At 74.5% G+C, this 21,875-nt stretch carries 19 protein-coding genes; 11 read left to right on the top strand and 8 right to left on the bottom strand.

Annotation, left to right across the window (positions count from 1 at the left end; translation table 11 throughout):
• Window positions 1–3: 3 nt before the first annotated feature.
• From WN71_RS29740 to WN71_RS29720, 5 genes are all read right to left on the bottom strand, one after another.
• Window positions 4–864, bottom strand: coding sequence for a S8 family peptidase (locus tag WN71_RS29740; protein ID WP_046591034.1), 861 nt, complete (start codon window positions 862–864; stop codon window positions 4–6).
• Window positions 861–4,016 (bottom strand): adenylate/guanylate cyclase domain-containing protein, encoded by a 3,156-nt coding sequence (locus WN71_RS29735; protein WP_052743158.1) that lies wholly within the window; start codon window positions 4,014–4,016, stop codon window positions 861–863. Before WN71_RS29735 ends, WN71_RS29740 begins: the two co-directional genes overlap by 4 nt.
• Before the next feature lie 56 nt (window positions 4,017–4,072).
• Window positions 4,073–4,288, bottom strand: coding sequence for an aroma-sacti cluster domain-containing protein (locus WN71_RS29730; RefSeq protein WP_046591033.1), 216 nt, complete (start codon window positions 4,286–4,288; stop codon window positions 4,073–4,075).
• A gap of 1 nt (window position 4,289) precedes the next feature.
• A complete protein-coding gene (locus WN71_RS29725) occupies window positions 4,290–5,039 on the bottom strand; it encodes an iron-containing redox enzyme family protein (protein ID WP_240529813.1) in 750 nt (249 codons plus the stop codon).
• Between the two features lie 119 nt (window positions 5,040–5,158).
• Entirely contained in the window at window positions 5,159–6,265 is a 1,107-nt protein-coding gene (locus tag WN71_RS29720) for a radical SAM protein (RefSeq protein WP_046591032.1), read from the bottom strand.
• Window positions 6,266–6,542: 277 nt separating this feature from the next.
• On the opposite strand from WN71_RS29720, the gene WN71_RS29715 reads away from it, so the two are divergent.
• The 9 genes from WN71_RS29715 to WN71_RS29680 all read left to right on the top strand — a co-directional run bounded on the left by WN71_RS29715 (window position 6,543) and on the right by WN71_RS29680 (window position 15,398).
• The gene (locus WN71_RS29715; protein ID WP_046591031.1) at window positions 6,543–6,755 is read left to right on the top strand and encodes a hypothetical protein; all 213 of its coding nucleotides are present in this window, start codon (window positions 6,543–6,545) and stop codon (window positions 6,753–6,755) included.
• Window positions 6,756–6,769: 14 nt separating this feature from the next.
• Window positions 6,770–6,991: a hypothetical protein gene (locus tag WN71_RS29710; RefSeq protein ID WP_046591030.1), complete on the top strand. Its 222-nt coding sequence runs from the start codon at window positions 6,770–6,772 to the stop codon at window positions 6,989–6,991.
• A 199-nt stretch (window positions 6,992–7,190) separates the two neighbouring features.
• Complete coding sequence (locus WN71_RS29705; RefSeq protein ID WP_046591029.1) at window positions 7,191–7,400, top strand: hypothetical protein; 210 nt, start codon at window positions 7,191–7,193, stop codon at window positions 7,398–7,400.
• A 173-nt stretch (window positions 7,401–7,573) separates the two neighbouring features.
• Window positions 7,574–10,348 (top strand): class III lanthionine synthetase LanKC, encoded by a 2,775-nt coding sequence (gene lanKC, locus WN71_RS29700; protein ID WP_046591028.1) that lies wholly within the window; start codon window positions 7,574–7,576, stop codon window positions 10,346–10,348.
• The gene (locus WN71_RS29695; RefSeq protein ID WP_046591027.1) at window positions 10,345–11,829 is read left to right on the top strand and encodes an MFS transporter; all 1,485 of its coding nucleotides are present in this window, start codon (window positions 10,345–10,347) and stop codon (window positions 11,827–11,829) included. Before lanKC ends, WN71_RS29695 begins: the two co-directional genes overlap by 4 nt.
• Window positions 11,830–11,856: 27 nt before the next feature.
• Window positions 11,857–12,900, top strand: coding sequence for an MsnO8 family LLM class oxidoreductase (locus tag WN71_RS29690; protein WP_046591026.1), 1,044 nt, complete (start codon window positions 11,857–11,859; stop codon window positions 12,898–12,900).
• A gap of 118 nt (window positions 12,901–13,018) precedes the next feature.
• Window positions 13,019–14,383 carry an MBL fold metallo-hydrolase gene (locus WN71_RS29685; protein WP_046591025.1) on the top strand — a complete coding sequence of 455 codons (1,365 nt, stop codon included), beginning with the start codon at window positions 13,019–13,021 and terminating at the stop codon, window positions 14,381–14,383.
• A 53-nt stretch (window positions 14,384–14,436) separates the two neighbouring features.
• Window positions 14,437–14,655 carry a hypothetical protein gene (locus WN71_RS42335; RefSeq protein WP_206300172.1) on the top strand — a complete coding sequence of 73 codons (219 nt, stop codon included), beginning with the start codon at window positions 14,437–14,439 and terminating at the stop codon, window positions 14,653–14,655.
• Entirely contained in the window at window positions 14,652–15,398 is a 747-nt protein-coding gene (locus WN71_RS29680; protein ID WP_046591024.1) for a sulfite exporter TauE/SafE family protein, read from the top strand. Before WN71_RS42335 ends, WN71_RS29680 begins: the two co-directional genes overlap by 4 nt.
• A 129-nt stretch (window positions 15,399–15,527) precedes the next feature.
• Here the strand turns inward: WN71_RS29680 and WN71_RS29675 are convergent, their stop codons facing one another.
• Complete coding sequence (locus tag WN71_RS29675; protein WP_046591023.1) at window positions 15,528–15,815, bottom strand: metal-sensitive transcriptional regulator; 288 nt, start codon at window positions 15,813–15,815, stop codon at window positions 15,528–15,530.
• A 94-nt stretch (window positions 15,816–15,909) separates the two neighbouring features.
• Between WN71_RS29675 and WN71_RS29670 the strand changes: the two genes are divergently transcribed.
• Together WN71_RS29670 and WN71_RS29665 are read left to right on the top strand one after the other, a co-directional pair.
• Window positions 15,910–16,488, top strand: a complete 579-nt coding sequence (locus tag WN71_RS29670) for a rhodanese-like domain-containing protein (RefSeq protein ID WP_046591022.1) — start codon at window positions 15,910–15,912, stop codon at window positions 16,486–16,488.
• A gap of 243 nt (window positions 16,489–16,731) precedes the next feature.
• Window positions 16,732–17,595 carry a hypothetical protein gene (locus tag WN71_RS29665; protein WP_046591066.1) on the top strand — a complete coding sequence of 288 codons (864 nt, stop codon included), beginning with the start codon at window positions 16,732–16,734 and terminating at the stop codon, window positions 17,593–17,595.
• A 205-nt stretch (window positions 17,596–17,800) separates the two neighbouring features.
• Here WN71_RS29665 and WN71_RS29660 read toward each other — a convergent pair whose 3' ends face one another.
• Window positions 17,801–20,773: a glycoside hydrolase family 35 protein gene (locus WN71_RS29660; protein ID WP_046591021.1), complete on the bottom strand. Its 2,973-nt coding sequence runs from the start codon at window positions 20,771–20,773 to the stop codon at window positions 17,801–17,803.
• A 781-nt stretch (window positions 20,774–21,554) separates the two neighbouring features.
• Window positions 21,555–21,866: a WhiB family transcriptional regulator gene (locus tag WN71_RS29655; protein ID WP_046591020.1), complete on the bottom strand. Its 312-nt coding sequence runs from the start codon at window positions 21,864–21,866 to the stop codon at window positions 21,555–21,557.
• Window positions 21,867–21,875 lie beyond the last annotated feature (9 nt).

Raw genomic sequence — 21,875 nt, 5'->3', positions numbered from 1 at the left:
ACCTCACTTCTCCGTCGGGGTTTCGGGGCCGGGCCGGGTCCCGGGGCGGGCCTGCGGGGAGCGGACGTTCGCCGCCGCCAGGTAGAGCACCGTCTTCAACTGGAAGACGGTCAGGCCGGGATGCTTGGCCAGGATCAGCGCGCACAGCCCCGCCATGCGCGGCGTGGCGAAGCTGTTGCCGGTGGTTCGGGTGACGCAGTTGTCGAGCCAGGCCACCCGCACGTCCTGGCCCTTGGCGTAGAACTCCACCGGCGGGCGCGGGTTGTAGAAGTAGAGACCGGGGTCGTCCTCCTTGTGGCTGCCGACGGAGACCACGGAGCAGAACCGCCAAGGGAAGCTCACGACGGGGCTGTTGTGCGCGGACGCCACGACGACCGCCCGGCGGAAGTACGCCTCGTCGGCCAGTTCGTGCAGCTCGCGCACGAACCTGGTGTGGGTGGTGGACAGGCTCATGTTGATCACGTCGAAGCCCTGCTCCACCGCCCAGCGCAGACCGGCCAGCAGGAAGTCGCCGCTGCCGGTGAACCTCTCGCCGATCACCTGCACGCTGTGCAGCTCGCAGTCCGGGGCCACCTCGCGGATGATCCCCGCGCACGCGGTGCCGTGACCGCACAGGTCGCCCGCGTCCGACGGCCGCACCAGAGGGTGTCCGTCGTCGCCCTCCACCACCCGGTGGGCCGAGGCGACGTGTCCGACCATGACGTGGCCGTGTTCGACCCCGCTGTCGACGACGCAGACCCGTACGCCGCGTCCGGTGGACCCGCCCCACGCCCACTCCGGCGTGACGCCTCCCATGGTCTCCGCCGGGACCTCGATGTCGTCCGGCCGCCGGTCGCCGAGACCCCAGCTCAGCGCGCTCGTCACTGCCCGCCTCCCTTCACCGCCGCACGGCCGGGCGCCGCACGGTCCTCGGCGGCCGCGCCTGCGGCCTGTGCGGCCAGCCGGCGGGCGCTCACCTGTCCCACGACGTGCCCCTTCGCCTCGAAGAGGTGTCCCGCCTGATCCGCGAAGTGGCGTGCGGGGAGCGGCTGTCCGGCCCGCAGCAGCACGTGCGCGAGGTCGAGCCGGGCGGTCGCGCGCCCGATCGGGGAGTCCGTCGAGTCGGCGACCGCGACGGCGCGGCGGGCCCGCGGCAGGGCCGTGTCGGCGGCTCCGGCCAGCGCGGCGGCCAGGGCCCGCACCCCGAGGTCGTCGGCCTGGTCCGCGGGCGGCAGTCCGGTGTCGGCATCGGTCTCCAGTACGGCGCCGGGGTGGCGGCCGCCGGCGATCAGCACCCGGGCGAGGTCCCGGCGCGCGGCGGCCAGCGGCACCGGTCCGCCGACCGCGCGGAACGTGTCGACGGCCTGGCGCAGCAGCCGCTCCGCCTCGCCCGGCGACCCCGTCAGCACCTCCACTCCGGCGGTGAACAGGGGGGCGAACGCCGCCACTTCGGCGTAGCCGAGCCCGGCCGCGCAGCGTTCCGCGGCCGCCAGGCAGGCACGGGCCTCCGCCTCGCGCCCGGCCAGCGCGAGCAGGTTGGCCAGGGGGTAGTTGAGAGTGACCGCGACGGCCGGGTTGCCCGGCCCGTGCCGGGCCAGCAGGGCGCGGCAGCGCTCCGTCGCCGTCGCGGCCGGCGTCGGTCCGTGCCACAGGGAGATGCCGAGGGCGCCGAGCGCCATGGCGCGTTCGGGCGCCGCCCCGGCGGCCACGGCGTGCTCCAGGGCGACGGCCAGCAGGTCGTCCGCCGCGCGATGCCGGCCGGCGAACTGCTGCTCCTGCGCAAGCCGTACATGGGCGCGGGCCAGTCCCAGGCGGTCGCCGAACTCCCGGAACACGCGCAGTCCGGCGCGGGCGGCCTCGGCGGCGCTGCCGGTCGAGGCGTCGGGGCCCAGGGAGGCGAGTTGCAGGCGCGCGTGCGCGTGCGCGAGGCGGTCACCGGCCGCCGCGGCGGTGTCCCGCACCTGCCTGAGCAGCGTGCCGCCCTCCTCGCTGCGGCCGAGCGCGAGCCAGGTCTCGCCCAGGCCCTGGGCGGCGTACCGCCACCGGGTCTCGTCGGGGGCGCAGTGGGCCAGGGCGCGGGCGTGCAGGTCGGCCGACCAGGACAGGTCGGCACGGGCGAGGGCGTGCCGGCCCGCACCGGTGAGCGCCTCGGCGGCCCGGCCGCGCAACCCGTCGACGCGTGGGCCGCGTTGCCCGAGGTCGCGGCGGTGCCGATACGCCAGCTCCAGGTGGTGCGCGGCGAGGGCCGCACCGGCGTCGGCGCCGACCGCCAACCGTTCGTGCCAGTCGGCCCGTTGCTGCTTGCTCAGGGCCTGGTAGGTGACATCGCGCAGCAGTCCGGAGCTGAACTGGTGGCCCCCGGGGTCGCCGGGCACGGGCTCCAGCAGGCCTCGTCGTACGAGGTCGTGGAGCGTGGTGCCCGGACGGGCGCAGACCCGCGGGGTGCCGGGGGAGCCGTCACGGAGACCGGGGTCCCGAAGGGCGTTGTCCCGAAGGGCGGCATCCCGAGGACCGCCGTCCCCAAGGCCGCCGTCCCCAAGGCCGCCGTCCCCAGGGCCGCCGTCCCGAGAGTCGCCGTCCCGAGAGTCGCCGTCGAGAAGGCGTCGGACGTCCGCCACTCCGAACCGGCGGCCGATGACCGCGCCCGCGTCCAGCACGGCGCGTTCCCCCGCGGGCAGCACGTCGATGCGGGCGGCGAGCACGGCGGTGACGGTGACCGGCAGGTCGCCGGGGTCGGCGCCGTCCTCGACCATGGTCAGCAGCTGTGCCAGATGCAGCGGATTGCCCTCGGCACGCCGTACGACGGCCCGCAGTACGTCGTCGCCGGGGCCCCGGGTCGCCAACGCGACCGCCAGGCGCAGCGAGTCGGGGCCGGACAGCGGGCCGAGGCGGATCTCGTCACTCGCGGACCCGGCGACGGGACGCGCGTCGGCGTCCGGGCGCTGCGAACACACCAGCAGCACCGGGGCCCCCGACAGCGCCTCGGTCAACCCAGCCAGGCCATCCAGGAGTTGTGGGCGCGCCCACTGCAACTCGTCGAGCACCAGCGCGATGGGCCGGGTGGCGGCCAGACCCCCCAGCACCGCCGCCACGGCCGCCCAGGTCGCCTCCGCCGAGGGGCTGGGCGTGCCGTCCGCCAGCAGCCCGCCGCGCAGCACCTCGTAGGCCGCCGCGTCGGGGACCCGGGTCGGCGCGGAGTTCAGCACGGACCCGACGGCGTCCGCGAGGGGCGTCAGGCTGGCCTCGTCACGGAAGGAGTGGCAGCGGCCCGCCCCGACGAGCAGGCCCCGGGCCGTGCGGTCGGCGATCCACTCGCGCAGCAGGCGGGTCTTGCCGATGCCCGCCTCCCCGGTCAGGCGGATCAGGCGGGGTGCGCCGTCGGCCGCCGACGCGGCCCAGGCCGCCGTGAGCCGGTCGTACTCCCGGGTCCGTCCGACGAACGGCGTGACGGGTGGCGCCGCGGCGCGCGGATCGTGCCCGGCCGCGAGGCCGAGCAGCCGGAAGGCGTCGACCGGGTCCCGCTTGCCCTTCAGGCTGAGCGCGCCCACGTTTTCGACCACAGCGGCGGCTCCCAGCAGGGTACGGGTGGCGGGGCCGATGAGGATGTGCCCGGCGGGGGCGGCCTGTTCGAGCCGGGCCGCGACGTTGACCACCTCGCCGGAGGCGACCGTGCCGTCCACCAGGTCGGACGAGGTCACGGCCTCCCCGCTGTTGACCCCGATCCGCACGGCGAGGGTGCTGCCGAAGTCCTGTTCCAGTTCGGTGTTGAGCCGCGCCAGCGCGGCCAGCATCTCCAGTGCCGCGGCCGCGGCCCGGTGCGCGTCGTCCTCGTGCACCCGGGGGACGCCGAACACCGCCATCACGGCGTCCCCGATGAACTTCTCCACCGTTCCGCCGTGCGACTCGATGGCGGCCCGCATCGCCTCGAAGTACCGCAGGACCACCGAGCGCAGGGTCTCCGCCTCCAGCGCGCCGGACAGTTCGGTGGAGCCCACGAGATCGCAGAAGAGGGCGGTGATCACCTTGCGCTGCTGCATGGGCCGTCTCCTCGCTGGTCACCGGCGTGCACAACTCCGCTGGAACGCGCGGTCGTTCAGAACAGGGCCGCGCCCGCGACGACGGTGTGGGCCTGCACCTCCGGCTGGACGGCGTCGAGCCGTGACTTCAGGTCGAGGATCAGCTCCAGCTCCTGCGGGGTGAGGGCCGCGAACACGGCGCGCTGCTCCTCGGTGAAGGCCGCCACGGGGAATCCGGCCCGTTCGAGCGCCTGGAGCACGGGCTGGGAGGGCGTGTCCGGGTCCGATGCCATGTCAGATGACCTCTCGTTCGGCTTGATCCGTCGCGGCGGTCACCGCGTCCAGCACGTCGACCAGCGCGCCGACGGTGTGCAGCGCGCTGAGCCGCACCGCGGAGCGGAGGGAGGGCGGGGCGGACGTCGCGTCCAGCGTGGCGAGCACCTCGGCGCTGTGCCCGGCGTCGATCTCGGCGTGCAGCCGCACCGTCTCGAAGGCGTCCGCCGGCAGGCCGGTGCGGTGCGCGAGCAGCGGGACCAACGCCGGTTCGGGGGCGTTCAGTTCGAGTACGGCGACGTAGCCGAGCAGGCAGAGCGGATGGAAGTGGTGGACCCAGTAGTACTGGGCGCCGACCATCCGGGCCACCTCCGGCGAGGGCGGCCGGGTGAGTTCCCGCTCCGGCCGCAGCCCGGCCGCCGCCATGTCCCGCAGCAGCCAGGTGTCGTGGTGCCGTTCGCGGGCGATGTGGGCGGGCAGGTAGCGGCCGAGCGGTCCGGCGGCCGGGTCGGTGGCGGACGCGCCGCGGCAGTGTTCCAGGGCGAGTTCCATCAGCGGTACGGAGGCGCGGATGACGGTGTGCATGGTGACGAGGTAGCGCAGATAGCGTTCCCGCACCCGGTGCGGATGCCAGAGCCGGGCGGCACCGGCGTGCAGCAGGGGCGCCACCAGGTCGAGGACGGTGCGCAGTTGCTCCCCCAGCGGACCGTCCGCCGCGGGCTCACCTGCCCGGTAGGCCGAGTACACACCCGGCCCCTCCCCCACGGGCACGCCCACTCCCTTCCCCGAGAACACGCCCGGCCCCTCCCGCACCGGCACACCGAACCCCTCGCCCACCGGCACACCCACTCCCTCCCCCACCGGCACCCCGCCCCGTTCACGCGCCGCCGTCACGGCGTGTGCTCCCGTCCGGGCGGGAGTGCCCGGTCGCGGTGGTGGTCCGGAGCGACGAGATCGGCGTGCCGGGCCGCGCCGTGGCGCGCCACGAGCGCCGCGGGGCCGCCCGCCTCACCGGCCCGTACCGCGGCCGCCTGGAGCAGTTCGCCCGCCGCTCCCGCACCGGCACGGTCCGCCCAGCGCCGGGCGGGCTCGACGTCGCCGAGGCGGTGGCAGGTGGCGCAGTAGCCGTCCGCGGCGGCGCCCGCGCGGGTGGCGATGTGCACGGGGCCGACGGTGCGGATCATCCGCAGCAGCGGGCGGGCGGCCGTACGCTCGCGCACCGCGCCCCAGGTCGTCGTACCGAGGTCGCCGAGGGTCAGATGCGCGGGGCGGACCCGGCGGTCGGCGACGTCCTGGTTGCAGCAGGCGGTGACGGTGCCGTCGACGGTGACGACGGGCCAGGCGGCCATGTCGCAGGGCGCGGCTGCCCACGGGTCGGGCCCGGGGGGCAGGACGGGGCGGGGCCGCAGCCCGGTGCCGCGCCCGACCGGGCGGACCTGGGAGACCAGCAGGGGCACGTCCGTCCCGAAGCGGCGCAGCACCTGGGCGCGCACCTCGTCCGGGTAGGGGTCCTCGGGCCCGTTGCCCAGCACGTGCAGGCTGACGGCGACACCGGTGGCGAGCAGGGCGTCGAGCGCGCCGTACACGTCGTCGCGCGGGACCTGCCGCTCGTGAAAGGCGTCGAGGCTGAGCGAGAAGTGGTCGACGGCACGGGCGGCCCGCCGTACGGGGGCCGGCAACGGGCCTCCGCGCACGGCGAAGTACCCGCCGGAGAGCACTGCCGTACGGGTGCCGTGGGCGCGGGCCGCCTCCGCGGTCTCCGCCACCAGGTCCGCCCGCAGCAGGGGTTCACCGCCGGTGAGCAGCAGCACGTCGGGGCGGCAGTCGGGGGTGAACGTGGCGATGAGGTCGAGCAGTCGGACGCGGTCGAGGTCGCGGCCGTGGCGGGTGGCGGCGGTCGAGCAGTGGGCGCAGCCGAGCGGGCAGCGTTCGGTCAGGGTGACCAGTGCTCCCGCGCCGATCCGCTGGCGCAGCGACATCAGTTCGGCCAGGCGCATGCCGTCCCCTCTCGTCCGTCACTCGCCCGAGTGTGGGACCACCGCCTGCGAACCGGTTCGGAAACGGTATAAGCACAGGTCGGTCGAGGTGCGCGGCGAGGCGAGGTGATCGGTGCGGAGGCCGGCGGAGGCCGGTGAGGGTTCCGCCCACCCGTTGCGAGCTGCGTGTTCACCGTCTGCCAACCGCTTGTGTGGCGGGCGTTCCTACGGTGCTGGCCGAGCCGGACCCACAACGGACCGGGCCGGCCCCGTGTGTCCCACGAGGGAGGGAGTGCTCATGTCGGAGGCGGATCAGGTACCCGAGCAGAGCGAGGACGACAGCACCAAGGTCGAGAAGGCCGCCGAGGTCGCGCGGCAGGCGGAGGTGGCCGCACACTCGCTCGCCGACGCCGTGCTCCAGTTGCAGCGGCTCGACCCCGAGCGGGAGACCTCCATGGTCAGCGACCCCGCGGGCAGCGGGGGTTCCTGCCACAACATCAGCTGCTTCTGACCGGCCGGCGACCCGTGTCCGAGCAGAACCACGCCGACACCGAGGCCGACGAGCCCACCGATGCCACCACCGGGACCGCCCACGACGGCGGCGACGGCGGTGACGTCGAGGCGCACCTCGCGGCCGGCCAGGACGGCGTCCTGGACCTTCAGAAGCTCAGCCCCGAGAAGGAGAACTCCATGGTCAGCGACCCCGCGGGCAGCGGGGGCTCCTGCGCCATGATGAGTTGCTGCTGACCGGCCGGTCAGCAACGGCGGGACCACCCCCGTCGGCCGGACGGTCCCCGACAACCGGACGGTCCCGACGCTCGGACGGTCCCGACGGTCCCGACGGTCCCGACGGTCCCGACGGCCGGACGATCCCCCGACGGCCGGTCGTCGCCCTGGCACCGAGGCACAGCCGTACACCGATTCCCGTAGATGTGAGGAGTGAGCCATGTCCGAGGAGATCCGCCCCGACGCCGAGCCCGACGAGCCCACCGATCCCACCACCGAAGCCGCCGACGACGGTGACGTCGAGGCACACCTCGCGGCCGGCCAGGACGGCGTCCTGGGCCTCCAGAAGCTCAGCCCCGAGAAGGAGAACTCCATGGTCAGCGACCCCGCGGGCAGCGGGGGTTCCTGCCACAACATCAGCTGCTTCTGACGGCTGACGAGCACGCGTGCGTACGACGTCCGGCCGGATCCGGGGGCGCGGCCTCCGGACCCGGCCGGACGGGACGTCACCGGGTTCCGGTCCCGGCGCCACCAGGGCCCGGTCCCGGCATCGGCAGCTTCCGGTCACGGCAGGTTCCGGTCCGGGCAGAGGGGATGGGCGGTATGCAGCTCGAGTGGGAGATCATCCAGACGTACATGACGCACCACCCGCGCTGGTTCGAGGACTTCGAACGCCGCGCGCCCAGCGCGGAGCATCTGCGCGAGTACCGCGCCGCCATGCCCGCGTCGTGGCGGCTGTGGCGCCGCGGCTACTGGCTGCTGACCGCGCCGCCGCAGGTACCGGCGGTCGCCCAGGGCTGGAAGCTGCACGTCTCCGCGACCTCCCGGACCAGCGCGGCCACCCTGCGCGCCGTGCTGCCGGTGCTGCGGGACGCCGCCGTGCACTTCAAGTTCCTGATCGACCCGGCCGCGATGCTGGAGTCCAACGGCAAGTCCTTCCCGCGGGGTTCGAGCGGCAAGTTCATCACCGCGTACCCGCAGGACGAACGGGAGTTCCGGGCGGTCGGTGACGCGCTGACCGAGGCGCTGGCCGGCTTCGACGGGCCGCACATCCTCTCCGACCGGCGCTACCCGGGATCCCGGGTGGTGCACTACCGCTACGGCGGCTTCGTGTCGGTCTCCCGGATGCTGCCGTCCGGCACGAAGGAGCTGCTGATCCGCACCCCCGAGGGCAATCCGGTGGTCGACATCCGGCATCCCTGGTTCCATCTGCCCGACTGGGTCACGGACCCGTTCACCGCCGAATCCACGCCCCCCGGGGCCGAACCCGCACCCCGAGCCGCCGCGCGGAAACCCCAAGCCACTCTCGCCGCAGGCCGTTTCACCGTTCTCAGTGCCATGAAGTTCAGCAACCGCGGCGGCATCTACCACGGCGTCGACAACGAGACCGGCGCGGACGTCGTGATCCGTGAGGCCCGGCCGGGCGTCCAGATCGGCCCCGAGGGCACGGACGCCACCGAACTGCTGCGCCACGAGTACGACATGCTCACCGAACTCGCCGACACGGGCCTGTTCGTGCACCCGGTCGCCTGGTTCACCGACTGGGAACACGCCTTCATCGCCGAGGAGTTCATCGAGGGCACGCACCTGGGACACCTCGGCATCATCGAGAACCCGGTCTACAACCTGGACCTCACGGCCGAGCGTCTCACCGACTACTACGAGCGGTTCCGCGCGTTGTGGCTCCAGGTCGCGGACGCGATCGCGGTCTGCCACGAACGCGGCATCGTGCTGGGCGACCTGTCGCTCACCAACATCATGGTCACCGGTGACGACCGGATCCGCGTCATCGACCTGGAGTCCGCCTTCCACGAGGACGCCCCGCCCGGAGCGGCCCGCGGCGCCCGGCTCTACACGCCCGGCATGGTCACCCGCCGCGCCCGGCTGGCCGCCCAGGGCGACCGGCGCACCGACTACTACGCGCTGGGCGGCCTGATCCTCGGCTGCGTCCTGCTGTGCCACCAGACCGACTTCATCGACCGTACGATGCCGCGCAGGCTGCTCGCCGAGGCCGCGGCCGACCTCGCGCTGCCCGCGGAACTCGTCTCGCTCATCTCGGACCTGTACGCCGAGGACGCCGACCTGCCGGACCCCGCCGCACTGCGGCGCCGGATCGAGTCGCTTCCGTTCGCGGACGCGTGGCGGCAGCCGCCGCCGCTCGGACTGCCCCCGGCGACGGACGCGGTGGCCCGCGCCGAACTGCACAAGCGCGTGGAGGCCACCCTCATCGGCGTCGCCGACTTCTGGCAGGGCACCGCCGACCTCGACCGGCAGGACCGGCTGTTCCCCGCCGACGTCGCGGTGTTCCGCACCAACCCGCTCTCCCTCGCGCACGGCGCCTACGGCACGCTGTACGCCCTGCACCGGCTGCGCGGCACGGTCCCCGACGACCTGGACGCCTGGGCCCTGCGGCACTCCACCGCGCACGACGCGATGCCGGCCGGGCTGTATCTCGGCGCGGCGGGCGTGGCGTGGGCGCAGTCGGCCCTCGGGCACCTCGACATCGCCGTACGGACGCTGCGGGACGCGCACGGGCATCCGCAGCTGCTGACCGAGCCGGGCGTGCTGACCGGGGCCGCCGGGCACGGCCTGGCCTGCCTGCGGCTGTGGCGCGACTCCGGCCTGGCCGAGTTCCTGGACCGGGCGGTGGCCATCGGCGACCACCTCGCGGCAACAGCCGTACGCGCGGACGGACTTGTCTCCTGGCCGGGCTCCACGGGCACCACGGCCATCGGCTACGCGGACGGCGCCGCGGGGGTGGCCCTGTTCCTGCTCGGCCTGCACTGCGCGACCGGCGACCCGGCCACGCTGGAACTGGGCCGCGCCGCACTGGACTTCGACCTGGCGCAGGCGGTGGCCGGGGCCGGCGGCCGGCTGTCGTTCCCGGCGACCGTGGTCACCGACGACAAGCCCGTCATGGTCGTACGGCACTACTGGGACCACGGCACGGCGGGCGTCCTCACCGCCCTGCTGCGCTACCACCACGTCACCGCCGACCCGCGGCTGCGCGAGCGGATCGACGCGCTGCTGCCCGACGTGCGCCGCAAGTACACGGTGTTCCCGCAGCTGTTCCACGGCAACAGCGGGCTCGGCAACATCCTGCTCGACGCCTACGAGTTCCTCGGCGACGCGGAACTCCTCGCGGAGGCCGAGCGGGTGGCCGAGGCGGTGCTGTGCACGGCGATCGAACGGCCCGAGGGCATCGTCTTCCCCGGCGAGCAGACCGTCCGCGAGAGCTGCGACCTGGCCAGCGGCTCGGCGGGGGTGGCGCTCTTCCTCGACCGGCTGCGCACGGCGCACCCCGGGGGCCGCACCAACGCCAACTTCGTCCTCGACGACCTGCTGCCGGACGCCTCCGGCCGCGACGGTGCCCGGTGAACGCGCCCACCGCGACCACCGCCACGGCCGCCGCCCCGGCGCTCGTGCCGCTGCGGGCCAACCGCGCCTTCCGGCTGCTGTGGATCGGCCAGGCGCTGTCGGACTTCGGCACGGCCATGACGGCGCTGGTGCTGCCGCTGGCCCTGCTGCGCAGCGGCTACTCGACCTCGGCGACCAGCACCATCGGGACCGCCGTCCTCGTCACCGCCATGATCGTGCGGATGCCGGCCGGGTACCTCACCGACCACCACAGCCACCGCCGGCTCATGCTCACGGCGGACCTGGCCCGGCTGGCGACGGTCGCGACCGTCGCCACCTGGACGTATCTCGACCGGCTGCCGATCGCGATGGCCGTGGTGACGGTCGTCGTGGCGCAGGTGGGCGTGGAGCTCTTCCGGCCCAGCCAGAACGCCACCGTCCGCAGGGTCGTCCCGGCCGCGCAGCTCGGCACGGCCATCTCGATGAACCAGGCGCGCGCGTACGCCGCCGGGATCGTCGGTCCCGCCGTGGCCGGTCTGCTCATCACCGCGTCCCTGTGGCTGCCGTTCGCCGTCGACGCGGTGACGTACGCGGTGTCCGCGCTGTGCGTGCTGGCCCTGTACCGGCCGCTGCGGCGGCTCCGCCCGGCAGGCGGCGTCACCGGCACCTCCTCCGCCACCACCTCGGACACCGCGACCCGCACCACCGCGGACACCGCGACGCGCACCACCGCGGACACCGCCGCCGCGGACAGCACCGGTGGCGCGGGGCCGCCCCCGGCCGCCGGCGGGGAGACGGCTCCGGACCCCGGCCCGCCGCGGGAGCGCTTCCTGCCCCGTCTGACGGCCGGACTGCGCCATGTCGTCAAGGACCCGTTCCTGCGCACGCTCGCCGCGCTGGCCGCGGGGGAGAACTTCGCCTTCCAGGCCCTCGCCTACGCCCTGCTCCTCGGCATCGGGCGCGAGCACGACGGCGCGGCGGCGGTGGGCCTCGCGATGAGCGCTGCGGCGGTGACCGGACTGACCGGTTCGCTGGTCGCGCCCTTCCTGCAACGCAGGCTGCGCATGCAGACGGTGATGGCGGCCGGTCCGGCGCTCGCCGCGGTCATGCTCGCCGTCGCCTGGTTCACCGGCAGCGGGGTGGCGTTCGCCGCCGGCTACTCCGCGCTGTGCCTGCTGACCCCCGTCAACGGCGCGGTGATGGGCACGATCCTGGCGACCACCGTCCCCGAGAACATCTACGGCCGCACCACGACGGCGCTCGGGTTCACCGCGGAGATCCTCCAGCCCCTCGGCCCCCTCTCGGCGGGCCTGCTGCTGGCCTACCTCTCCCTGTCCGGCACCGCCGCCTTCTTCGCCGTGGCGTTCGCGCTGCTGGCGGGACTGGCGCTGTTCCTGCCCTCACCGCCGGAACCGGCGACCTCGGCGGCGGCCGCTCCCGGAACCGCCGCCCCCGGCACCACCGTGCCCGGGACCGCCACGCCCGGGACCGCCGAGGACTGAACACCCCACAAGGCCCAGGAGGTTCACATGGTTCCGCTGTCCGTGCTGGACGTGGCGCTGGTCGCGCCCGGCGGCACCGCCCGGCAGGCACTGCACGACGTCGTCGGCACGGCCAGGGCGGCCGACACGCTCGGCTACCACCGCTTCTGGGTGGCCGAGCACCACAACTCACCCCGCTGTGCCGGGAGTTCACCGGCCGTGCTGATCTCGCACATCGCGGCGCGGACCCAGCGCATCCGGGTCGGCTCCGGCGGCGTGATGCTGACCAACCACGCGCCGCTGACCGTCGCGGAACAGTTCGCCGTCCTCCAGTGCCTGCACGACGACCGGATCGACCTCGGGGTGGGCCGCGCGACCGGCGGCGTGGACAGCGGCACCCTGCTCGACCGGGCACTGCGCCGGCCGCCGCAGGCGCGCGCCGAGTTCCCCCAACTCGTCGACGAACTCCTCGGGTTCCTCCACGGCCACTGGCCGGCCGGCCACGGCTTCCAGGACCTGGAGCTCTCCCCCACGGTCACCGTGCCACCGGTCGTGCACGTGCTCGGCACCTCCGAGAACGGCGCGCGGGTCGCCGCCGCGCGCGGCCTGCCGTTCACCTACGGCGCCCATCTGGGGCCCAGGTCCCGCCCGGCGGCCCTGGACCGGTACCGGTCGGCCTTCACACCGGGCTTCGCCGGAACCCGGCCGCGGGTGATCGCGTCCGTCAACGTCCAATGCGCCGGGACCGACGCCGAGGCCGAACGGCTGGCCCTCGACACGACCACGGCCCGCTTCCGCCAGAAGCACACGGCGACGTCGGCCGCTCCCCTTTCCGAGGCGCGTGAGCGCTATCTCGTCGACCGGATGCTGGACGACCTGCAGCTGGTCCGGGGCGGGCCCGCGACCGTCGCCGACGGCCTGATCCGCCTCGCCGCCACCCTCGGCGCCGACGAACTCATGCTCGTGCCGTACGACATCACCGCCGAGGGCCGCGTCCGCACGCTGCGGTTGACGGCGCAGGCGTGGCACGGCGCGGGCGCCGCGTCGTCCCGGCCCGGCCGCGGCGTACTGACGGGACGGCCGCCGCGCTGAGCGGCGCCGCGGGCGCATGACTCCCGGGGGAAAAATACCCCCGGGGGTACCCGTGATACGGTCCGAGACATACCCCCCGGGGTAATGAGACGACTGGGTCACGGGAAGGGAGCACCTGGTGTTCTTCGTCGAGACGATCGAGACCGCCGGGCTCGGCAACCGCAGCTACCTGGCGGGCGGCGAGCGGGCGGCCGTGGTGGTCGATCCACCGCGGGACATCGACCGGGTGATCGCCGCGGCGGCCCGGCGTGGCGTGCGGATATCCCACGTGGTGGAGACGCATCTCCACAACGACTACGTCACCGGCGGACTGGAGCTGGCCCGGCTCACGGGAGCCGCCTACCTGGTCCCCGCCGGGGCCCGCGTCCACTACGAGCGGGTGGCCGTGAGCGACGGCGACCACTGGGAGATCGACGCCGACGCCGCCCTCGGCCTGCGCGCCCTGGCCACACCCGGCCACACCCCGCACCACACCTCCTACGTGCTGGAGGAGCACGGCGCCGCCGTCGCCGCGTTCACCGGCGGCTCCCTGCTCATCGGCACGGTCGGCCGCCCCGACCTGGTCGAACCGCGGCTGACGGAGAAGCTCGCGCGCGACCAGCACGCCTCCGTGCGGCGGCTGGCCGAGAAGCTGGCGGACGACACGGCGGTGCTCCCCACGCACGGCTTCGGCAGCTTCTGCTCGGCCGGCCGGGCGGCGGGCGAGTCCACCACGATCGGCCGGGAGAAGGCGTCCAACCACGCCCTCACCCAGGACGTGGACACGTTCGTCGCCGGTCTGCTGGCCGGGCTGGACGACATCCCCGCGTACTACGCCCGCATGGGCCCGGCCAACGCGGCCGGCCCCGCACCCGTGGACCTCACCCCGCCCGCCGTCGCCGACGCCGACGAGATCGCGGACCGGCTCGCCGCCGGGGAGTGGGTGGTGGACCTGCGCAACCGGGTCGCCTTCGCGGCGGGCCACGTCTCCGGTTCGCTCAACTTCGAGGCGGACGGACAGCTCGCCGCCTATCTGGCCTGGCTGATCCCGTGGGGCAGGCCGGTGACCCTGCTCGCCGAGTCCCCGCAGCAGCTCGCCGCCGCCCAGCGGGACCTGGTCCGCGTCGGCATCGACCGCCCGGCCGCGGCGGCCACCGGTGACCCGGCGCGCTGGGTGCGCGGGGGCGAGGCGCTCGCCTCCTTCCCCCGGGCCGCCTTCGCCGACCTGGCGGAGCACGCCGCCGAGGGTGTCGTCGTACTGGACGTGCGGCGGGACTCCGAACGGGCGGCCGGTTTCGTCGAGGGGTCCGTCCACATCCCCGTGCACACGCTCCACCGTCGCCTGCACGAGGTTCCCGAGGGACAGGTGTGGGTGCACTGCGCGGGCGGTATGCGCGCCGCGACGGCCGCCTCCCTGCTCGATGCCGCGGGGCGCGACGTGGTCGCCGTGGACGACTCCTTCGACTCGGCCGAGCGGGCCGGGCTCACCGTCGTCACGGCCTGACGGCGACCCGACCGACCGCACGCGCACCGCCCCGTACGAAAGAGAGAACCACGATGAGAGCCTTCGGCCGCGCCCGAAGCACCCCGGGCGGCCGGACTGCGGCCGTGTCGGACCCGGCGGCGGGCACCGGCCCCGCTCCGGTCCCGTACACCACCTGCCCCGGCCCCGGCCGTACGACGGTCCGGGGCGCCACCGCCCGCATCACACGGGGCCGGGAGGCGGGCGTATCCGCCGGTCCCGCCCGCTCGGCCGTCCGCCAGGCCATGGCGTGAGCGCGGTGATACTCGCCCTGTGCGCCGGCGCCGTGATCGGGCTGGCGCTCGGTGCCCTCGGGGGCGGCGGCAGCGTGCTCACCGTGCCCGCCCTGATCTATCTGCTCGGATTCACCCCGGTCGCGGCCACCACGGCCGGTCTGATCATCGTCGGCGTCACCTCGGCGACCGCCCTGTCCGCACAGGCCCGCGACGGGCATGTGCGCTGGCGCACCGGACTGCTGTTCGCGGCGGCCGGGACCGGCCCCGCGATGCTCGGCGGCGCGCTCGCGGGCCGGCTGCCCGCGGCGGTCCTGACCCTGGCCTTCGCCGTGCTCGCGGCCGTGGCCGCGGTGCGGATGCTGCGACCCCGGACCCCGCGGGAGAGCGGGGCGCCGGTGCGGGCGGGCCGGGCGGCGGCCGCCGGTGCGGGACTGGGGGCGGTCACCGGCGTCCTCGGCGTCGGGGGCGGCTTCCTCGCGGTGCCGGCACTGGTCGACGTGGTCGGTCTGCGGATGCGGGCGGCCGTCGGCACCAGCCTGCTGGTCATCACCGTCAACTCGTTCGCCGCCCTGGCCATGCGGGCCGGCACCGCGCACGGCCTCGACTGGGCCGTCATCGGCCCGTTCGCCGGTGCCGCGATCCTGGGCGCGTGGGACGGCAGGCGGCTGTCGGCCAAGCTGCCCGGCGCGACGCTCCAGCGGGTCTTCGCCGTGGTGCTGCTCGCGGTGGCCGGGTGGATGTTCGTGGACGGGGTGGTGTGACCCCGCGTGCCCCGCCGGGGCCGCAGGGTCCTGTGCCCCTCGCCCCGCCGGGGCCGCAGGACCCTGTGCCCCCTCGCCCCACCGGGGCCGCAAGGTCCTGTGCCCCCGTACTGCGCCGGGGCCGCGCGTTCAGGCCAGCGACAGGAAGAGCTTCTCCAGCCGGGCCCGCATGGCCTCGGGGTCCTCGCCGGTCCCGCGCCCCGACTCCATGTCGGTCAGGCACTGCTGAAGTCCCGTGGCGATGATCGCGAACCCGGCCCGGTCGAGCGCCCGCGAGGCGGCGGCGAGCTGGGTGACGACCTCCTCGCAGTCCCGCCCCTCCTCGATCATCCGGATCACTCCGGAGATCTGGCCCTGCGCACGCCGCAGCCGGTTCAGCACGGCCTTCAGGGACGCGCCCTCAAGCTCCAGTTCCACGACCACTCCTCGAAAACAAATACCCCTGGGGGTACTGTACGTCCCGGTTCGGGACGGCGGCGACCTCCAAGGATCGCAAAGGAACCCGTCTGCCATGACCACCCCCGCCACCTACGGCATCGCCGAGGCCCGCGCCCGGCTCCACGAGCTGACCGTCGTCGACGTACGCACACCCGGCGAGTACGCCTCCGGCCATGTGCCCGGAGCCCTCAACATCCCCCTGGACCAGGTGCGACGCGCGCTGCCCGAGCTGCGGCACGCGGCCGGACGCGGTGACCTTCTCGTCGTCTGCGCCTCCGGCGCCCGTTCGCAGAGCGCGTGCACGCTCCTGGCGGAGCACGGCATCGCCACGGCCACCCTCGTGGGCGGCACCCACGCCTGGTCCGCCGGGGGACACGCACTGCACCGGCCCGCGGCGTGCGACACGCGGGCCGGCTGGAGCATGGAACGACAGGTGCGCTTCACCGCGGCGACGCTCGTCCTGCTCGGTCTGCTCCTGGGCGTGCTCGTGCATCCGGCCTGCCTGCTCCTGTCGGCCGGTGTCGCGGCCGGCCTGGTCTTCTCCGCCGTCACCGACACCTGCGGCATGGCCGCCCTGCTGAGCAGACTCCCCCACAACCGCCCCCGCCCGGCGGACCTCGACGCCGCCCTGGCCGCCCTGCGCCGACGCTGAGCACCGCGCCCGAGCCACGTCCGGTTCCCCGGGCGCGTCACCCAAGTCAGTGCAGTTGCGGTGCATTTCGGCCAGACAGCGCAACACTTCGCGTTGCTCGTCCGTACTATCGCTACAACGCATCTGTGCAGCAGTTACCGCTCCTGCTCATGGACACCAGGAGAAACAGCGCATGCGTTGGACTTCGCACACGCCGCGAGCTCGGCGCCCGCGGCAACGGCGCCCAGGAAGGGTGTGAGCATCATGTCCGAAACCACTGCCGCAGCTACCGGCTTGGCCTCGCAGTACAGCACGCAGGTGGCCGGTGACCTCGAACGGAACCTCAAGGAGCAGGACCGCATCACCGGCGAACTGGAGCTTCTTCAGCGTGAGTTGGCGGTGCTCCAGCAGGACCACACCGTGCTCGTGAACATCCAGCAGGCACTGGGGGCTTCGGCGGAGCCGGACTCCCCCGTCCCGCCCGTGGACGAGTCCCCCATCGCGCCGGTGGACGAGCGCCCGAGCGCGCCGGTGGACGAGTCCGCCGTCGCGCCGTCCGCCGACGCGCCCGCCGCGGCGGACGAACAAGCGGCCGTCGTGCCCGCCCCGCGCAGGAAGAGCGCGGGCCGCAAGGGCTCAGCCCGCGCGGCCAAGGCCGAACAGTCCTCGAAGCCGGCCCGCAAGGAGCCCCGTACGAAGGCCGCGAGCACCGGCACCGCGACCACGAAGACCACCACCAAGGCAGCCACCACCAAGGCGGGCACCACGAAGGCGGGCACCACGAAGGCGGGCACGACGAAGGCGGCCACCACCGACGCGGCCGTCACGAAGACCGGCGTCAAGCATTCCGCCCCCGCGCTCGTGGACCTGGTGCGGGCCTACGTGACCGGGCAGCGCCAGCCGCTCTCCGCCGCCGAGATCACCACCGGCCTGAGCGTGCAGCACCCCGAGCGCACCATCAAGACGACCGTGGTGCGCAACACCCTCGAGGCGCTGGTGGCGAAGGCCCAGGCGCACCGCAACAAGCAGGGCTCGTCGGTGTATTACACGGCGCCGGAGGCGGCCGCCGCCACCGAGCCGGCCGAGGCCATCGCGTCGGCGTCCGCGGAGCAGGGGGACAAGGGCTGACGCCGCCGGGGGCGTCGCGTCACGGGTCTCGGGGTGCGGCCGGCTCTGTACCGCCGACAGACAGGGCCGGCCGCATCCCCTGAACGGCAGCGCCGTTCAAGGACTCCAGTCTCCCGCGCCCCACGTTGCATCACCGTTGCACCCGGGCGCGCCCGCGGCACGGGACGAGGCAGGCGCAACGCCCGCCCCGCCCCGGCCACTTCGCCTACGGCCGGTACGCCGGTGAGCCGACCTTCTCCACCGGGACCCCGCCGGCCGCGGCGCCGAGCAGGGTCAGCGCGGGCTGCGGCGGACCGGCGGGGCCGGTGCCGTCGGAGAGGACCGCGAGGGCGAGGGTGTTGCGGCCGCGCGTGTCGAGGATGCCGTTGGGCAGCACGAACGTGTGCTGCGGGCCCACGTCGTTGACGTACTGGCCGAGGTTCCAGCCGTTGAGGTAGACGAGCACGCGATAGGGGCGGGCGGGGTCGTCCTCGAAGGTGAGCCCGATCGAGGCGTCGGTCCCGGGGTGCACGGACAGGTGGAAGTCGGTGCGGTACCAGCTGACGCCCTGCCGGGTGTCGGTGTACGGCAGTTCCACCGCGGCCCACTTCCCGTCGGGGAAGCCGGGCAGGTGCCAGCCGGTGCGTTCGCCGTACAGGCCACCGGTGTTGAGCGGTCCGCGCACCGGGTCGGCCGCGGTCGCGCCCTGGACGCGCCAGGTCAGCGGTGTGCCGTCGAGGGTGGCGGCGGTGAGGCCGCGGGCGGACTTGAAGGCGTCGTTGGCGCCGCCGTCCTCCTCGTGCGCCATGCGGCGGACGAGGACGGCCACGGTGTGCGGGCCGTCGCCGCGCAGGTCGGCGGGGACGGCGAAGGTGGCCGTGCCGGACCATGTGGCGGTCGTGGCCTGGGCCTTGGTGGGCACCGGCAGCCGGTGCGTGCCGAGCGGACGGCCGTCCCACCAGGCCATGAGGACGCCCAGGGTGCCGGCCTGGTAGGACAGGGAGAGGGTCTGCGCGTCGGTGGTGTCGGTGACCGTGGAGCGGTACCAGACGTCGCCGTAGTGGAAGCCGTAGTCGTCGGCGAAGAGCACCGCGGGCTGTCCGGCGGGCAGCTTGGTGGTGCTGTGGGTGGTGGTCAGGTCGCAGGTGCTCCATGCGCTGTCGTCGAACTCGGGTGCCGATTCCGGGTTCTCGGGGGCGTAGCGCCACCCGGTGAGCTCGGGCAGTGACACGTCGGCCGGGCCCGCGAGTTGGCTGCGGGCGGCGAGACTGCCGGAGGCGGTGGCCTTCACCGGCACGGCGCGGCCGTTCCAGCGCACGGCGCGGATCGGGCCGGTGGCCCACACCTCGAGGTCGGCGGGGGCGTCGGTGTCGCCGGTGAGGTGGACGGTCGGCCCGTCGACGCGGGCGTCACGCACCAGCGCGGGGCCGCGGACCAGGACGGCGGCGCCTTCGGTGGTGGTGCGCGGCCACAGTGCGGCGGCCTCGGTGTCGTCGGCGAGCAGCAGGGTCTGCGGTACGGCGGTGTCGCCGCCCTCGACGCGCACGCAGGTGAGCCCGTCGAGCACGGCGTTGACGCGCAGGGTGCCCGCGTCGGCGTCGTACACGGATTCCGCGGTCCCGGCGGTGGTGCGGACGACCGGGCGCCGGTGGCTGACGAGGACGATCTCGACGGCGTCGCCGGGGCGGCCGGTGAAGAGGGCGAGGTCCCCGCTCGCGCCGCCGGCCCGCCACATGGGCTGGGCGGTGGTGTGGAGCACCGCGCGGCGTCCGAGGGAGAGGTTGGTGGCCAGCACCTTCATGTCCTTGGCGGCGACGGTGAGCCGGCCGCCCCCGGCCGGGACGGTGACGGGTCCGGCCGCGGTCTCCACGGTGAGCGTGCACGGGGCGTCGTGGGCGGTGTCGTTGCGCAGGAAGTACAGGTGGGAGCCGCGCTCGGGGTTGGTGAGGTGGTAGACGCGGACGTCCGTGCTGCTCGCGGCGGTGTCGGTGGCCCGGTCCAGCTGCGCGAGGTCGGGGAAGGACTCCAGCAGGGCGCCCACCTGCTTCATCGGGGGGATCTTGGCGGTGAGGTTGCGGGCCTCGTCGATGGCGGCGCCGTAGTCGTAGGAGGTGTACACGACGGGGGCGGCGAGCCAGCCCCAGGAGGTGCCGCCGAACGTCATGTAGACGTTGTGGATCTTGATGCCGTTGGCCAGGTTGGTGAGGTAGAAGCGCCGTTCGTACGCGGCGTTGCGCTCCGCTCTCGACCCCGCGTACCCGGCGCCCGCGAACTCGGCGCCGCCCCAGCAGTCGAACCAGCCGCCCGCGAACTCGGCCATGAAGCCCGGGGTTTCGGGGCTGGCGGTGGAGCCGCCGGTGGCGCCTCCGGTGCCGAAGTAGCCCCAGTCCGGCGGGTTGCCGCTCGCCGAGGGGTAGCCGTCGAACGCGTACAGGTAACGCCCTTCCTCGCCGCCCGTGTCGAAGGCGCCGGGGGTCCAGTAGCCGTTGCGGCCCTTGTCGTTGTGGAACAGCGGCACGTCGATGCCGTCGGCGCGGACCTTGGCGTAGAGGTGGGCCATGTAGTCGCGGCCGGTGGCGCTGGTGACGTAGGAGGCGTACTCGTTCTCCAGCTGGTAGAGCACGACCGTGCCGCCGCCGGTGGTGTGCTGGCGGGGCGCGATGACCGCGTCGACGGCGGTGAGCCATTCGTCGGCGTACGCCATGTAGGTGGGGTCGCTGGTGCGGGCGCGCCCCGCCGTGGTGGTGAGCCAGCCGGGGAAACCGCCCGCGTCCGTCTCGCCGTTGATGTAGGGGCCGGGTCTCGCGATGACGTAGAGGCCTGCGTCGGCGGCCATGTCGAGGAAGCGGCCGAGGTCGCGGACGCCCTTGAAGTCGTACTGCCCGGGTGCGGGCGAGTGGTAGGCCCAGGAGGCGTACACGGACACGGAGTTGTAGCCGCTCGCCCGCATCTTCTCCAGGACGTCGCGCCAGAGGGAGGGGCTGGGCAGGCGGAAGGGGTGCACCTCGCCCGACCACAGCGGCACGCGGCCGCCGTCGACGAGGAGCGAGTAGCGGTCGAAGCCGACCGTGCGCGGTGCGGCCGCTCCACCGCCGCCGTCGTCGTCGGCGACCGCGGCACGGGCGGTGGTGGCGGGCAGGGCGGCGGTCAGGGCCGCCGCTCCGGTGAGGGTGGTGAAGGCACGACGGGACAGTTTCACGGGCGGCTCTCCTCGGAGTTCGGCGGATCCGGCGGGCGTCGCCCTGCTGGGGGACGCGGCGGCCGAGGGGGCGGCCACCGGGGCGGCGCGACGCCGGCGCGAGGGGGCGCGCCGGAGGTGGCCGGATCCGTGCGGGTGGGGCGAGGTGCTGTGCTGCCGATCGCCGTGCGGGCCGGGCGGGGCCCGCACGGGGGGTTCAGGTGTTCTTCGGTGCGAAACGCCGCTGGAGGGACGGAGAACGCGAAGACATCAACAAAATCACTCGCTCAAGCGACCGCGAACCAACGGGAATCAACGAACATCAGGAAGAAATCATGGGTCCTACACCGGAGTCAACAGGTCGTACCGGATGGGCCGCGGGACGCACGCGAAAGAAGCGACCTCGTCCGGGACGGCCGGAAGGCGCCGGAGGGAGCAGCCCCGCACGGGGCGGCGCGCAGGCGCTGGAGGGTGCGCGATACGCGGCAGGGCGGCCCGCCGGAAGGTGCGCGGAGCGGCGCGATACGGGGCGGAGCGGCGCGGAGCGAAGGCGCCGGAAGGTGCACGGCGCGCGGCGGAGCCGGCCTGCTGCCTCGCGCTTGCTCCCGCCCATCATCGCGGGTCAGCCGGGCCGGTGCGGTCACGGCGCGGCGGGCGGGTGTGTGGGCCGGGCGGCGCGCTGCGGACTCGCCGCAGGGATCGGGCGGCCGCGGCCCCAGGTGCCGCGGCCCGTGTGGTTGCCTGTCCAGGCGGGTGGAACGCCCTCAGAGCGCCCGGAGCACCGCCTGTCCGGGAGGCCGTATCAGCTCGCCGCCGACCGGGCCATCGGCAGGCCGCGGCCCCGTTGGTGCTCCAGGCGCGCCGTTTGCAACAAATTCGACCACGAGGTCACGGTCGGTCTGCGGCGCAGCAGGGCCCGGCGTTCGCGTTCGGTCATGCCGCCCCACACGCCGTGCTCGATGCGTTGGTCCAGGGCGTACGCGAGGCACTCGGTCCGGACAACGCAGCCGGAGCACAGCGCCTTCGCGCGGTTCTGCGCGGCTCCCTCGACGAACAGCTCGTCAGGGTCCACAGACCGGCACAGTCCTCGTTCGCTCCAGTCGGCGCTCGCCATCCGCGGTGC

The sequence above is a fragment of the Streptomyces mangrovisoli genome, from assembly GCF_000974985.2.
Classification (GTDB): domain Bacteria; phylum Actinomycetota; class Actinomycetes; order Streptomycetales; family Streptomycetaceae; genus Streptomyces; species Streptomyces mangrovisoli.
The sequence above is the reverse complement of the archived record's forward strand: the minus strand, read 5'-3'. Positions and strand labels throughout refer to the sequence as shown.